General features: G+C 35.6%; 12 protein-coding genes. All 12 read left to right on the plus strand.

Going from position 1 to position 15,224, the window contains the following annotated elements; translation table 11 throughout:
• Positions 1-62 precede the first annotated feature (62 nt).
• The 12 genes from pyrH (at position 63) to infB (ending at position 15,205) form a co-directional block, all read left to right on the plus strand.
• Complete coding sequence (pyrH, locus tag KBW87_RS03475) at positions 63-794, plus strand: UMP kinase (protein WP_057810553.1); 732 nt, start codon at positions 63-65, stop codon at positions 792-794.
• Entirely contained in the window at positions 787-1,344 is a 558-nt protein-coding gene (frr, locus tag KBW87_RS03480) for a ribosome recycling factor (RefSeq protein ID WP_057810555.1), read from the plus strand. Before pyrH ends, frr begins: the two co-directional genes overlap by 8 nt.
• Positions 1,344-2,075 (plus strand): undecaprenyl pyrophosphate synthase, encoded by a 732-nt coding sequence (gene uppS, locus KBW87_RS03485; protein ID WP_057810557.1) that lies wholly within the window; start codon positions 1,344-1,346, stop codon positions 2,073-2,075. The genes frr and uppS overlap by 1 nt, the downstream gene beginning before the upstream one ends.
• An 11-nt stretch (positions 2,076-2,086) precedes the next feature.
• Complete coding sequence (locus KBW87_RS03490; protein ID WP_057810559.1) at positions 2,087-2,884, plus strand: phosphatidate cytidylyltransferase; 798 nt, start codon at positions 2,087-2,089, stop codon at positions 2,882-2,884.
• Between the two features lie 10 nt (positions 2,885-2,894).
• Positions 2,895-4,151 (plus strand): RIP metalloprotease RseP, encoded by a 1,257-nt coding sequence (gene rseP / locus KBW87_RS03495; protein ID WP_057810561.1) that lies wholly within the window; start codon positions 2,895-2,897, stop codon positions 4,149-4,151.
• 30 nt (positions 4,152-4,181) lie between these two features.
• Positions 4,182-5,879 (plus strand): proline--tRNA ligase, encoded by a 1,698-nt coding sequence (locus KBW87_RS03500; RefSeq protein WP_057810562.1) that lies wholly within the window; start codon positions 4,182-4,184, stop codon positions 5,877-5,879.
• Between the two features lie 6 nt (positions 5,880-5,885).
• Positions 5,886-10,202 (plus strand): PolC-type DNA polymerase III, encoded by a 4,317-nt coding sequence (locus KBW87_RS03505; protein ID WP_057810564.1) that lies wholly within the window; start codon positions 5,886-5,888, stop codon positions 10,200-10,202.
• A gap of 104 nt (positions 10,203-10,306) precedes the next feature.
• Positions 10,307-10,783: a ribosome maturation factor RimP gene (gene rimP, locus KBW87_RS03510; RefSeq protein WP_057810566.1), complete on the plus strand. Its 477-nt coding sequence runs from the start codon at positions 10,307-10,309 to the stop codon at positions 10,781-10,783.
• Positions 10,784-10,801: 18 nt separating this feature from the next.
• Positions 10,802-11,962: a transcription termination factor NusA gene (gene nusA, locus KBW87_RS03515; RefSeq protein ID WP_057810568.1), complete on the plus strand. Its 1,161-nt coding sequence runs from the start codon at positions 10,802-10,804 to the stop codon at positions 11,960-11,962.
• An 18-nt stretch (positions 11,963-11,980) separates the two neighbouring features.
• A complete protein-coding gene (rnpM, locus tag KBW87_RS03520) occupies positions 11,981-12,277 on the plus strand; it encodes an RNase P modulator RnpM (protein ID WP_201779841.1) in 297 nt (98 codons plus the stop codon).
• A gap of 2 nt (positions 12,278-12,279) precedes the next feature.
• Complete coding sequence (locus KBW87_RS03525; RefSeq protein ID WP_057810571.1) at positions 12,280-12,591, plus strand: ribosomal L7Ae/L30e/S12e/Gadd45 family protein; 312 nt, start codon at positions 12,280-12,282, stop codon at positions 12,589-12,591.
• 4 nt (positions 12,592-12,595) lie between these two features.
• Positions 12,596-15,205 carry a translation initiation factor IF-2 gene (gene infB / locus KBW87_RS03530; RefSeq protein ID WP_057810574.1) on the plus strand — a complete coding sequence of 870 codons (2,610 nt, stop codon included), beginning with the start codon at positions 12,596-12,598 and terminating at the stop codon, positions 15,203-15,205.
• Positions 15,206-15,224 lie beyond the last annotated feature (19 nt).

Genomic DNA, 15,224 nt, shown 5'->3' on the forward strand with positions numbered 1-15,224 from the left:
ACTACATTGACCTAATATTTTCTAACATGGTAGAATAATTAAAGCTATTAGAGGAGGTCAATATGAGTCAAGTTAAATATAAACGCATCATTTTAAAAATTTCAGGTGAAGCATTAGCTGGAGATAAGGGAACAGGTATTAATCCTACAGTTATTAGTGATTTGGCTAAGGAAATTAAAGCTGTTCATGATTTAGGTGTAGAAATTGGTATCGTCTGTGGTGGCGGTAACATGTGGCGTGGCGAAACTGGCGCTAAGTTAGGTATGGAACGTGCTCAAGCTGACTATATGGGAATGCTTGCAACAATTATGAACGGTTTAGCACTTCAAGATGGTCTTGAACATGTAGGGGTTCCAACTAGAGTACAAACTTCTATTGAAATGCGCCAAGTTGCAGAACCATATATTAGAAGAAAAGCTATTCGTCATTTGGAAAAGGGTCGCGTAGTGATCTTTGGTGGTGGAACAGGTAACCCATACTTCTCCACTGATACTACGGCTGCTTTACGTGCTGCTGAAATTAATGCAGATGTAATCTTAATGGCTAAGAACGGTGTAGACGGTGTTTACTCTGCTGATCCTAAGGTTGATCCATCTGCAACTAAGTATGATGAATTAACTCAACTTGATCTTATTGCCAAAAACTTAAAAGTTATGGATAGAACTGCTAGTTCTCTATCTATGGATACTCATATCCCATTGATTGTATTTAATGTAAATACTGAAGGCAACATCAAGAAAGTGGTTATGGGTGAAAATATCGGTACTGTAATTGAAGGTGGAAAGAATGAATAACGAAACAATTTCAAAAGCTCAAGAAAATATGGATAAGTCAATTTCTGTTTTTGAAAAAAACTTGGCTTCTATTCGTGCGGGTGTAGCTAACGCTTCTATACTTGAAGGGGTTAAAGTAGATTATTATGGTGCGCCAACTCCACTTACTCAAATGTCAAGTGTAACCATTCCTGAACCTCGTGTTCTTTTAGTTACTCCCTATGATCAAAGTAGTTTAGATAATATTGAACATGCTTTACTTGCATCAAATCTTGGATTAACTCCTGCTAATGATGGTAAAGTTATTCGTTTGGTTATTCCTGCTCTTACTGGAGAAAGAAGAGAAGAAATTGCCAAAGAAGTTGGTAAACTAGCTGAAGAAGCTAAAATTGCCGTTCGTAATGTTCGTCGTGATGCAATGAATAGTCTTAAGAAGCAAGAAAAAGATGATGAAATTACTGAAGATGAACAACGTAATTTAGAAAAGCAAGTTCAAAAAATAACTGATGATTCAACTAAGAAAATTGATAAGCTTGCTGACGAAAAGCGTAAGGAAATTACTCAGGGATAATGGGTAAGAAAAATCAACTAAATCATCTTGCTATTATTATGGATGGTAATGGCCGTTGGGCTAAAAAACGTCATAAACCTCGGTATGTTGGCCATAAAGAGGGAATGAATAACGTTGAAAGAATAACTTTAGCAGCCGATAAGTTAGGCATAAAGGTCCTAACTTTATATGCTTTTTCTACCGAAAATTGGGCTCGGCCAAAAGAAGAGGTGGCATATTTAATGAATTTACCGGTGCGTTTTTTCGATAAATTTATGCCTACTTTAATGAAGAATAACGTTAAAGTTAATATTATGGGTTATTTGGATGAATTACCAAAGAAAACTTATGATATAGTTCAGCGTGCTATGTATGAAACTGCCAACAATACTGGTTTAATTTTGAACTTTGCGTTTAATTATGGTTCAAGAAAAGAAATTGTTTCAGCAGTTCAAAAACTAGGTCAAGCTATTGAAGCTGGCGAGCTTAATAGTTCTGAAATTGATGAAGAATTAATTTCAAAGAATTTGATGACTGGTAAATTTGAGGAGTATCGCGACCCTGACTTATTAATTAGAACTTCAGGGGAACAGAGAATTTCTAATTTTTTACTATGGCAATTAGCTTATTCTGAATTAGCATTTAGTTCAAAAAATTGGCCAGACTTTACCGCAGAGGATTTAGAAAAGTTTGTAAGAGATTTTCAGAGTAGAAATCGTCGCTTTGGAAAATTAGATGAATCAGATAGTTAGATAGAGTATTTATGAAACAACGTGTAATTACAGCAGTTATTGCTTTGATTTTATTTATTCCAATTGTCTACGTTGGTGGACTTTGGATGGATTGGTTGACAGTAGCTTTTGCTGCAGTCGGAATTAGTGAAATCTTTTTAATGAAGAAACAAATTTTAGTTTCTATAGATTTCTTGTTAGCATTACTGGCTACCTTAACTTGGACGGTGCCAGATGCTTTCTTTAAGGGAATGCCATGGCATTGGACTAAATTTGGTATTTTCTACGCCATTGTAATGTTAATGTTAACTTGGACTGTACTTTCTAAGAATAAAACTACTTTTGATGATGTAGGTGTTTATACTTTAGCAGCATTGTACATTGGGACAGGTTTTCATTACATGGCCGCAATTAGAAGTGATGCCAATGGGTTAGCACTTCTTTGCTACGTATTTGTTGTTGTATGGTCAACTGATATTGGTGCTTACATGATTGGTAGAAAAATTGGTAAGCATAAATTATGGCCAGTAATTAGTCCTAATAAGACTTGGGAAGGATCAATTGGAGCAGTTATTTGTGCCATCATTTGTAGTGCGATCTATGTTGCTTTGGTAAATGTGGGTTACCCTCAAATTCAAATGATTATTATTGCTTTCTTCTTATCAATTGTTGGACAAATGGGTGACTTGGTTGAATCTGCCTATAAACGTTTCTATGGTGTGAAAGATTCAGGTAAAATTTTACCAGGACACGGTGGTATTTTAGATCGTTTTGATAGTATGCTCTTTGTCTTACCAGTTGTGGCAGCCTTATTAGGAATTGTACACTAGGAGATTATTGTTGAAAGGTATACTAATCTTTTTAGTTGTCTTTGGTTTACTTGTTTTTGTCCATGAATTTGGACATTTCATTGTAGCTAAAAAGTCAGGGATTCTTGTTCGAGAGTTCTCAATTGGTATGGGCCCAAAATTATTCCAAATCAGACGAAATCCCACCACTTATACCATTCGTTGGTTACCACTTGGTGGGTATGTTCGTTTAGCGGGCTCTGATGACGAAACTAAGCTTGATCCCGGAATGACGGTTGTCGTTCAGTTAAATGATAACAATGAGGTAATTCGAATAGATGCCTCTGAGTCTGATTTGCCGATCGAAGGAATTCCAATTCAAGTTACAAAGGCTGATTTAGTTGATGCGTTAACCATCAGTGGATATGAAAATGGTGACGAAAATAAACCAGTTACTTATCATGTAAACCATGATGCGACTATTATTGATAAAAACAAGACAGAATTGGTAATTGCGCCTCGAGATACGCAATTTCAACAAGCTAATGTTTGGCAAAAATTAGCTACTAATTTTGCTGGACCATTTATGAATATTGTTTTAGGTTTTGTTGTGTTTATGATTTGGACTTTCACTGTTCCGGGTCCCGCAACTACTACAATTGCAAAAGTTGAAAACAATTCACCTGCTCAAGTTGCTAAAATTAAGGCTAATGATGAGATTATTTCAATTAATGGCAAAAAAATGTCAGATTTTGAAGATATTTCAAATCAAATTTCTCGCAGTAAGGGAAAAGACTTAAAGATCAGACTTAAGCAACGTGATACTTATCATACAGCAATAGTAAAACCTACTAGTAAAACAATTCAAAAGCAAAAAGTTTATCAAATAGGAATTGTAGCTAAAAGTGATGAAAATTTTGGAGCAAAATTAAAGCGTGGTTGGGATACTGCAGTTTCTACAACTGGCTTAATTTTTAATGCCGTGGGTAATTTATTTAGACACTTTAGTTTGAATAAATTATCGGGACCAGTAGGAATTTATTCTCAAACCTCGCAAGTTTCTAACATGGGCTTCACTTATGTACTTGCGTTTTTGGCAATGATTTCTATTAATTTGGGAATTGTGAACTTAATTCCAATTCCTGGTCTAGATGGCGGAAAGTTGCTTTTAAACTTAATTGAATTATTCCGTGGTAAACCAATTTCAGAAGAACATGAAGCTATTGTAGAATTAATAGGTTTTGGTTTATTATTGGTTTTAATTATTGCCGTAACAGGTAATGATATATATCGTTACTTTATTAAGTAATTTACTTAGGAAGAAGAAAAGGATAGAAGAATGCGTCAATCAAAATTCTTTATGCCAACTTTAAAAGAAGCTCCAGCAGATGCTGTAGCTGAAAGTCACAAAATTATGATTCGTGGGGGCTATATTCGCCAAGTTACTGCTGGTGTTTACGCTTACTTGCCACTTGGATACCGTGTACTTCGCAAGGCTGAAGCAATCATTGAAGAGGAAATGGAAAATATTAATGTTCCTGAAATGATTATGCCTCATCTCTTACCAGCTACTCTTTGGCAAGAATCAGGTCGTTATAAAAAGTATGGCGCCGAAATGTTTAAATTACAGGACCGCCATGGTCGTGAAAGTTTACTTGGACCAACTCATGAAGAAACATTTACGGAAATTGTTGCTAAAAATTTAAAGAGTTATAAGCAAATGCCACTTGCTTTATATCAAATTCAAACTAAGTTTAGAGATGAAAATCGTCCAAGATTTGGTCTTCTTCGTGGTCGTGAATTTGTAATGCTGGATGGGTATAGTTTTGCGGCAACTCGTGAACAATTAGATGAGCAGTTTGACGACCAAAAGAGCGCTTATAAGAAGATTTTCAAGCGTGCTGGTGTAACTGTCCATCCTGTAATTGCGGATTCTGGTACCATGGGAGGTAAGAATTCTACTGAATTCCAAGCACCAGCTGCTATTGGTGAGGATACCATCGCTACTAATGAAAAAGGTACTTATGCTGCCAACCTTGAAATGGCTAAAAGTGTTGATACCTTTAAACAAGAACCAGAAGAAGTTAAGGAGTTAACTAAGGTTGCTACTCCAGATTGTGATACTATTGAAAAATTGGCAGAATTTTTAAATGTGCCTGCAACTAGAATTGTCAAAAGTATTTTATACATTGCTGATGATCAAAAGGTTTTGGTTCTTATCCGTGGTGATAAACAAATTAACGAAGTTAAATTAGGTCATATTCTTGATGCTGATGATGTTCATGTAGCGGAAAGTAGTGAATTAAAAGAAATTACTGGTAGCGAAAAGGGTGGCGTAGGTCCAATTAATGCTGATTGGGCTGATAAGATTATTGCCGATGAAACTGTAAAAGATCTTTACAATGTAGTTGTCGGCGCTAATGAAACTGATTATCAATACCAAAACGCTAACTTAGACCGTGACTTCAAAGTTGATGAATTTGCTGATCTTAGAACTGCAAATGAAGGTGAACCTGATCCAGTTGATCACTTACCACTTAAATTTACCACCTCAATTGAAGTTGGTCATATTTTCAAGTTGGGTACTTACTACACTGATACAATGGGTGCTGATTTCCTAGATCAAAATGGTAAGGCAAAGCCAGTTATCATGGGTTCTTACGGAATTGGTGTAACTAGAATGTTATCAGCTGCAGTAGAACAACACTTAACTGAAAATGGTGTTGCTTGGCCTAAAGAAATTGCACCATTTACTGTTCACTTGATTCAAATGAAGATGAAGGATGAGACTCAAACTGAATTAGCTGAAAAACTTGAAAAAGAACTTTCAGCTAAGTATGATGTTTTATATGACGATCGTAATGAACGTCCAGGTGTTAAGTTTAATGATGCAGATTTAGTTGGGGCTCCAATTAGAATTACTATTGGACGTAAAGCTAAAGATGGTATTGTTGAAGTTAAGCGACCAACTGATGAAAAGGCAACAGAAGTTTCTGTTGATGAATTAGATAATTTTGTAAATAAAGAGTTAGGATAATTTTTCGTGACTAATAAAAACGAGCTATTCTTAAAACTTTTAAAGCAAGTTCATTTTCCTGATCAATTTGAAGATAATGATTTACTTCAAAAAGGAAAAATTGAGAACGTGGATGTATACGCTAAAGAACATAGGTGGGATATCCACGTTCTTTTTGATTCTCCTTTAAAGTTTGATACATATAATGCGTTAAATACAGCAATAAACGAAAGTTTTGCTTCTTTTGTTAATACCCGTTTCTTTGTAGGAACAAAGGATGGATCAGATCAATATTTGCCCGATTATTGGCAATATGCTGTCAAAAATTCAAATGTTTTGGCGTCAGCTACGCGAGAATTTTTAGCTGGTCAGGTTCCTCGTAAAGAAGATGGTCGATGGATAATCCCAGTCGACAATTCAGTGATTGACAATTTAATTGAGCAAAAAGCTTTAGATGATTTATCAGAAGAAATGCGTAAGTATGGCTTTTTTAACTTGAAGTTTCTTACTGAATTTGATGAACAAAGTTCTCAAAACAATCTAGAGAGTTTGCAACAATTACAAGAAGAGCATGATAAAAACATGCAAGAAGTTTATCAATCTATTCCTGAAAAGCCGAAAAAAAGCAAACCCGCTCCATCTAAATATTCAACTAAGAAAACACATTATGGAAATACAAAAGTTGATGAAAATGCAGAAATTACCCAAATCCATGATCTGGAAGATGGAACTCGAAATGTCGTAATTGAAGGAAATATTTTTAATATTGAAAGTCGAGAATTGAAGTCAGGTTCAGTGATTTTTACTGGGGAAATTACGGATTATACGGACTCAATTGGATTTAAAAAATTTGTTTCAAATAAAGAGCAAATTGCAAGTTTATCTGCTATTAAGCCAGGAACATGGGCTAAAATGCAAGGATCAGCAGCTACAGATCAATGGCAAAATGATGTAGTGTTTAATATTAATGCTTTTGAAACTGTGGAACATGAAGGGCGACAAGAAAAATATGAAGGTGATCAAAAGCGGGTTGAACTTCACCTTCATACCAACATGAGCCAATTAGATGCAACTAATACTGCTACCGATTTTGTAAATGCTGCTAAAAAGTTTGGTCAAAAAGCTATTGCGGTTACTGATCATGGGGATGTTCAATCTTTCCCTGATGCTTATAGTGCTGGTAAGAAAACAGGACTAAAGATTTTGTATGGTGTTGAAGCTAATATGATTGATGATCATGCTTTATTAGTTTTGAATCCAGCTGAAATGAAATATGAAGATAAAGAATTTGTAATTTTTGACGTTGAAACTACGGGCTTATCTTCTGTTTACGATACTATTATTGAAATTGGTGCCGTAAAAATGAAGAATGGAGAGGTTATCGATCGATTTGACAAGTTTATTAATCCTCACCATCCTTTGAGTGAACAAACTATTAATTTAACTTCTATTACAGATGAGATGGTAAGTGCTGCTGATGATGAAGATGTTGTGATCAAACAGTTCAAAGATTTTTATGGTGATGATCCTCTTTGCGGACACAATGTTCAATTTGATGTTGGTTTTGTCAATGCTGCTTTAAGAAAAAGTGGTTATGAAGAAATAACTCAACCTGTGGTTGATACACTTGAAGTTTCACGTTTACTTCACCCAGAACAAACTAGACATACTCTGGATTCATTAGCTAAGAAATATAATGTTGTTTTGGAACATCACCACCGAGCAAATCAAGACGCTGAAGCGACTGGATATTTAATGTTTAAACTTCTGGATGCTTTTAATGCGCGTTTTCATGAAGATGATTTAGGTAAAATGAATGATTATGCTGAGCATGGGCAGGTTTATAAACGAGCACGTCCATCTCACATGACTATTTTGGCTAAAAATCAAGCTGGATTGAAAAATATGTATAAACTTGTTTCTATTGCAAGTACTACTAATTTTTATCGAATTCCTAGAACTCCTAAGTCAGATCTTAGAAGACTTCATGATAATCTTTTATATGGTTCTGGTTGTTGGCAGGGCGATGTATTTATTGCTATGATGCAAAAAGGGTATGATGAAGCACGTAAGAAAGCCAAGTTTTATGATTTCTTAGAGGTGCAGCCTCCAGCAAATTATCAACAATTAATTGAAGACGGTTTAATTAAAGATGAAGCTGAATTAGAAGAAATTCTGACTAATATTTATAAATTAGGAAAAGAATTAAATAAGCCAGTTGTTGCTACTGGCGATGCTCATTATGTGGATCCTCATGATGCAATCTATAGAACAATTTTGATTTCAGCTCAAAGAAGTAATCCAAATCGGAACAAACCGCAACCAGATTTACATTTTTATACAACTCAAGAAATGCTTGATGCATTTAGCTTTTTAGGGGAAGAAGCGGCTAAGGAAATTGTTATTACTAACACAAATAAGATTGCTGATTCTCTAGAAGAAATTGCCCCAATTAAAGATGGTCTTTATCCTCCACATATTGATAATGCCGATCAAGAAATGAAAGATTTGACTTACAATAAGGCTTATGAACTTTATGGAAAACCTCTTCCTAAAATTGTTAAAGATAGAATTGAAATGGAATTAAACTCAATCATTTCAAATGGCTATGCGGTTATTTACTTAATTTCTCAGCGTCTAGTAGCTAAATCAAATAAAGATGGATATTTGGTTGGTTCGCGTGGATCCGTAGGTTCGAGTTTGGTTGCTACTATGTCTGGAATTACTGAGGTTAATCCACTCGCGCCGCATTATCGGTGTCCTAATTGTAAATATTCTAAGTTTTTTGAAAATGGAGAATATGGTTCAGGATATGACTTGCCTGATAAAGATTGTCCAAAATGTGGTACTCCGCTTGTAAAAGATGGTCAGGATATTCCATTTGCTACTTTCTTGGGATTCCACGGTGATAAGGTTCCTGATATTGATTTAAATTTCTCAGGAGACTACCAACCAGTTGCACATAACTTTATTCGAGTTATGTTTGGACCCAATAATTCATATCGTGCGGGTACCATTGCGACAGTTGCAGATAAAACTGCTTATGGTTATGCTAAGCATTATGATGAAGAACGTGATTTAAAGCTGCGGAATGCAGAATTAGATCGGTTAGCATCTGGGGTTTCTGGAGTAAAAAGGACAACAGGACAACACCCTGCAGGAATTGTGGTGGTTCCTAACGACATGGATATTTATGACTTTACTCCGGTTCAGTACCCAGCGGATGATGTTAATGCAGCATGGTTAACGACTCACTTTGATTTCCATTCTATTCACGATAATATTTTAAAATTTGATATTTTAGGGCATGATGATCCAACAATGATCAGAATGTTGCAAGATTTGTCAGGAATTGATCCTTTGTCTATTCCACCAGATGACCCAGGAGTTATGTCATTATTTTCAAGTCCTGAAATTTTAGGAGTGACACCAGAACAAATTCAATCTAAAACTGGTACCTTAGGTGTGCCAGAATTTGGAACGAAATTTGTTCGAGGGATGCTTGAAGAAACTAAACCAAATACTTTTTCTGAACTTTTACAAATTTCCGGTTTATCTCATGGGACTGATGTATGGCTAGGGAATGCGGAAGAACTAATTAACAATGGAACTTGTAAATTGAAGAATGTAATTGGTTGTCGTGATAACATCATGATGGACCTTATCCACTGGGGCGTTAAACCAGAAGTAGCCTTTTCGACGATGGAATCAGTTCGTCATGGGCGCGGTATCAGTGATGAAGATATGGCAGTTTTGAAGAAAAATAAAAATATCCCAGATTGGTACATTCCATCTTGTTTAAAGATTAAATATATGTTCCCTAAAGCACACGCAACAGCATATATTTTAATGGCACTTCGAATTGCATGGTTTAAAGTTTATTACCCAGAAATTTACTACACGGCTTATTTCTCAGTTCGTGCTGATCTATTTGATTTAGTAGCAATGAGTCATGGTAAAAACACTGTGAAAGCCGCAATGAAGAAAATTCAAGATAAGGGAAATGATGCTTCTGCTAAGGATAAGAGCTTATTAACTGTGCTTGAGATTGCTAATGAATGTTTAGAGCGTGGAATTAAAATCAAGATGGTTGATGTTAATGAATCAGATGCGCTTAACTTTAAGATTATTGATAAAAATACCATCTTAGCTCCATTTAATGCGGTTCCCGGTCTTGGTGATAATGCGGCTAAGCAAATTGTAGCAGCTCGTGCAGAACAAAAATTCTTATCAAAAGAAGATTTGGCAAAACGTGGTAAAGTATCTCAAACTATTATGGATTACTTTGAAAATAATGGCGTTTTGGAAGGGATGCCCGATCAAAATCAATTATCTCTATTCTAAATTTTGTAAATTACAATTAAATATGGTAAACTTAGTCGTGAAGTTCGAATAAGTAAATTCGAGTGAGCAGTTGTGCTCACTCTTTTTATTACGGAGGAAAGTTTTTGTCTAAAGTTACAGATATTGTTCGTTCAGCTGTAGAACCGATTATTGCTAAACGTAATGATGAATTCGTTGATATTGAATATGTAAAAGAAAAAGGCCAAAATTATCTTCGTATCTATGTTGATAAGGAACCAAATGGTATCGACATAGACGAAATTGCAGATTTGAGTGAATTAGTATCAGAAAAACTTGATACTTTGGATCCAGATCCATTGCCTGACCCATATATTTTGGAATTGTCTTCACCCGGAGCAGAACGTCCAATCAAAACAGAAAAAGATTGGCAAAAAGCTCAAGGAGAATATGTTCATTTAGGACTTTATCAAAAAATAGATGGCAAAAAAATGTATGAAGGCACACTTAAGTCATATAATGATGATGAGGTTGAACTCGAAGTTAAGATTAAGACTAGACGAAAGACTGTTGTTGTTCCTCGCAAATTAATTGCGAATATTCGTTTTGCAATTGAGTTTTAGAAAGGTTGATTAAAACTTATGTCTAAAGAAATGCTTGAAGCGTTTGATACCTTGGAAAAAACTAAAGGCATTAAAAAAGAAGTTATTGTTGATGCAATTAAGGCTGCCTTAGTAGCTGCATATAAGAAAAATTATAATCAAGCACAAAATGTGGAAGTTGATTTTGACGAACGCACTGGCAATTTTAAAGTAATGGCAGTTAAAACTGTTGTTGATGAGGTTCAAGATGATCGCCTTGAAGTAAGTTTAAAAGATGCTTTAGCAATCAATGGTGCTTATGAAGTAGGAGATGAAATTCGTTTCGAAGTTACTCCAAAGAACTTTGGTAGAATTTCTGCTCAAACTGCAAAGCAAGTTATTATGCAGCGTCTTCGCGAAGCTGAAAGAAACAATATTATTGATGAGTATTCTCAATATGAAGATGAACTCATTACAGGAACTGTAGAGCGTCGAGACAATCGTTTTGTCTATGTTAAAATTGGTAATGTTGAAGCGGTTATGTCAACTCATGATCAAATGCCAAATGAGACATACAATCCTCAAGACAAAGTACGTGTGCTTGTAACTCATGTGGGATCTGACTCAAAAGGTGCTCAAATTACTGTTTCAAGAACAGCTCCTGATGTAGTTAAACGTTTATTTGAACAAGAAGTACCTGAAATTTACAATGGTACAGTTGAAATTGTATCCATTGCTCGTGAAGCAGGAGACAGAACTAAGATTGCGGTTAAATCAAATGATCCTAACATTGATCCTGTTGGTACATGTGTTGGTCAAGGCGGAACTCGTGTCCAAAATGTGGTTAATGAATTAGGCGGAGAAAATATTGATATTGTTCAATATGAAGATGACCCATCTGATTACATTGCTAATGCCTTGAATCCTGCTGAAGTTATTGCGGTTCAATTTAGTGATGAAGATGATGAAAAGAGCGCATTAGTGATCGTTCCTGATTATCAATTATCACTTGCAATTGGTAAAAAAGGACAAAATGTTCGTTTAGCTGCTCGTCTTACTGGATATAAGATTGATATCCGTCCAGAATCAGAAGTTGAATTTGTAGACGAAGATAAGAAGAATAGCACTGAAAATAAAGAATCAGATGCTGAAACAGCTAATAACGAAGTAGAAGCAACTGTTAACCATGATGCTTCTACTAGTGATAATACTGAAGAATAGTAGAAAGTTGGTGATCTTTTGAAAAAAAGAAAAATCCCAATGAGGAAAGATCTGCTTACCAATACTATGCAACCTAAGAAAGAATTAGTAAGAGTTGTGATTAATAAAGAAAAGAATATTTCCGTTGATCCAACTGGTAAGAAACCTGGACGTGGAGCATATGTTTCATTAGATCCAAGTAAAATTGAGGCTGCAAAGAATAGTAAAGTATTAGAAAAAAGTTTAGGAACTAGTGTCCCTGAAGAATTCTATGAGGAACTTTATTCGTATGTAGATCATCAAAAGGCTAGAAAAGAATTATTTGGTGATAAATAAGATTGCAAAATAGACAAAAAGCAGTTAATTTATTAGGATTAGCAATGCGTGCAGGGAAGGTAGTCACTGGAACTGAAACAGTAATTGCAGATCTTAAAAAGAAAAAAGTTAAATTAGTAGTTTTAGCTAGTGATCTTCAGAAAAATACTATTGAAAAAGTAAGTCGTGCAGCTAATAAAAATAATGTTTCCATGATCAGTGAATTTACTGCAGTGGAACTTGAAAACGCAGTAGGTAAGAAACGTAAGGTTCTTGGACTTACAGATAGTGGCTTTTGTAAGGCACTAGTTAAGAAGATTAATGAAGGAGTGTGATTGGATGGCTAAGGAAAGAATTTATGAAGTCGCAAAAGAATTAGGCATCGATAACAAGGTTGTGGTTGATAAAGCGAAAGACCTTGGCTTTGATGTTACAAATCATATGTCATCATTAGAGGATTCCCAAGTGAATCAATTAAAGAGCAGTTTCCAGAACTCCGCTCCCGCTAATAAAAAGCAAGAGAAGTCTTCTAAGAAAAATAATAAGATTAAGATTTCGGTTTCTTCCATTAGAAAAAATGAGAAAAAATCTGAAAATGATAATCAAAAACATAAAAAGAATAATAATAGAAGACGTAATAATCGTAATCATGATCATGCTCAAAGAAACGAGCGTAATCATGAACAAAAGCCGGCAGCTCGCGATTTGTTAAAGCAATTTAAGCAAAAACAACGCGCAGAAGAAAGTACATTAAATAAGCAAGCACAAAAAGCTAAAAAAGAATATCACGAACAATTGAAACATCCAAGAAAAGATAATAAACCAACCAATAATCCAAAGAAGAATATTAAAGAATCTCCTAAGGCTGAAAAAACAGAAACTAAAGTCATTGGACCTAAGATTCTTAAGCCATCACCAGCTCGTTTGAAGAAGAATCAATCTTCAATTAAAAAAGAAATTCCTAAGGTTGCTTTAAGTAATGAAGCCCCAAAGGAAAATAACAATCGTGGAAATGGTCATGGTCGTAACACTGGAAAACCAGGCCGTAAAGGTAAGAACCAATTCTTTAATAATCATAATGAACATTCTGACCGTCAAGAGAGAAGAAGACGTAAGAATAAAAAGCGTCAGCATGAACAAGTTCCAAAGAAGCAACCAACTCAAAGAAAAGAACGTCCATTACCAGATGTTTTAGTTTACGAAGAAGGTATGAACGCTCAAGATTTAGGTAAGCTTTTACACCGTGAACCAGCTGAACTTGTTAAGAAGTTATTCATGCTAGGTGTAATGACTAACCAAAACCAATCTTTGGATAAGGATACCATTGAACTTTTGGCTGCAGAATATGGAATTGAAGCTAAACAAAAGGTTCATGAAGATATCTCAGATATTGATAAACTTTATGATAAGAGAATGGAAGCTTCAAAGAAGTCAGATCACCAAGTTAAGCGTCCGCCTGTAGTTACCATTATGGGACACGTTGACCATGGTAAGACTACTTTGCTTGATCGTCTTCGTCATACTCATGTTTCTGCCCATGAAGCAGGTGGTATTACTCAAAAGATCGGTGCATACCAAGTACGTTTAGATGATCGTTTAATTACATTCTTAGATACTCCTGGACACGCTGCCTTTTCTAACATGCGTGCTCGTGGTGCAGAAATTACCGATATTGTTGTTTTGGTTGTGGCTGCAGACGACGGTGTAATGCCTCAGACTATTGAAGCCATTGACCATGCTAAGAGTGCTGGAGTTCCAATTATTGTTGCTATCAATAAGATGGATGTGCCAGGTGCTAATCCACAACACGTTACTGAACAATTGATGAAGTATAACTTGATCCCAGAAGATTACGGTGGTGACACCATTTACGTTAATATTTCAGCTAAGACTGGTGAAAATGTAGATGATTTGCTTCAAATGATCTTACTTCAATCAGATGTGATGGAACTTCAAGCTGATCCTAAGCAAATGGCTATTGGTACAGTTATTGAAGCTCGTTTGTCACGTGGGCGTGGACCAGTAGCTGACCTTTTGATCCAACAAGGTACACTTAATGTTGGGGATCCAATTGTTGTAGGTAATACTTTTGGCCGTGTACGTACTATGACTAACGACCGTGGTCGTCAAGTTAAGAAGGCGACTCCATCAATGCCTGTTGAAATCACTGGTTTAAACAGTGTTCCGGAATCAGCTGATAAGTTAGTTGAATTCGAAGATGAAAAGACTGCACGTAGTGTTGGTGAATCTCGTGCTCAACAAGCTTTGCAAAAGTCTCGTGAAAATGTTCAACACGTTACTCTTGATAACTTATTTGATACAATGAAGAAAGAGAACATGAAGGAAGTTGACATTGTTCTTAAAGCTGATGTTCAAGGTTCAGTTGAAGCTTTACAACAATCTCTTGAAAAGATTAATGTTGAAGGCGTAAGAGTTAATATCATTCACTCTGGTGTTGGTGCTATCAATGAATCAGATGTTACTTTAGCTGGAGCTTCAAATGCATTTATCATTGGTTTCAATGTTCGTCCAACTGCAACTGCTAAGTCTCAAGCAGAAACTGATGGTGTAGATATTCGTCTATACAGCATTATTTACAAGGCAATTGATGATGTAACGGCTGCCATGAAGGGTATGCTTGAACCAACTTACGAAGAAAAAGTTACTGGCAACTTAACGGTTCGTGAAACTTGGAAAGTTTCAAAGGTTGGTACTATTGCAGGTGCCTTTGTTGATAGTGGTTACGTAACTCGCGATTCTGGTATTCGTGTAATTCGTGATGGCGTTGTAGTTTACGATGGCAAGGTTGCATCTCTTAAGAGATTCCAAGATGATGTGAAGCAAGTTAAACAAGGATTTGATTGTGGTTTAACTATTGAAAACTACAATGATATCAAGATTGATGATCAACTTGAAGCTTACGAAATGCAAGAAGTTAAGCCTCAATAGATCATAATTTAGGAGGAAA

The organism is Lactobacillus intestinalis, from assembly GCF_024397795.1.
Taxonomy (GTDB): domain Bacteria; phylum Bacillota; class Bacilli; order Lactobacillales; family Lactobacillaceae; genus Lactobacillus; species Lactobacillus intestinalis.